Raw genomic sequence first — 610 nt, forward strand, 5'->3', positions numbered from 1 at the left:
GCCGGCCGCGCCGCCGCCGCCGACCGAGACGGCCGCAGCCGCCGAGGTCGCCTTGATGCGGCTGTTGCTGGTCGCCGTCACCGAGACGCCGCCGGCACGCGTGGTGAGCCCGGTATCAGCGTTCCGGATCGAGGCTTCGACGCCCCCGGCGATGGAGTTGAGGGCAAGCGCGAAGCCCACCGCCACACCGACGCCGGCCGCACCGCCGCCCGCTGCGGACAGGGATGCGGCACCGGTAAGCGCGGTGATCGCGGAGGTGTCGCTGGCTGAGACGGTGACGCTCCCGGCCTTGATGCCGGTGCCGTCGCCATCGATCGTGGCCCGTGTCGCGACGCCGATGGCGTTCGCGGCCAGGGAACCGGCCGCGCTCACCGCGACACCGGCGGCCCCGCCGCCCTGGATGGCAGCCGAAGCCGCGACCACGGTGGCGGAGATGGTCTGGCTCGACTTGGCTTCGAGGCCGAGCACACCGGCGATGTCGAGGGCCGAGTCCTTGACCTTGGCCTCGACGGCCATGCCGCTGCCGTCGGCGAGGGTGTCCTTGCGGGTCGCGCCGCTGCCGCTGGTGCTCCAGCTGCCGATGCGGTTCTCCGCGCCGCTGACGCCCAGC

1 pseudogene is annotated in these 610 nt (G+C 74.1%); it reads right to left on the bottom strand.

Annotated elements, in window-relative coordinates:
* Positions 1 to 610 (bottom strand): annotated as a pseudogene (locus FV217_RS22505) (hypothetical protein); the annotation flags it as partial.

The sequence above is a fragment of the Methylobacterium sp. WL9 genome (assembly GCF_008040035.1).
Classification (GTDB): Bacteria; Pseudomonadota; Alphaproteobacteria; order Rhizobiales; family Beijerinckiaceae; genus Methylobacterium; species Methylobacterium thuringiense.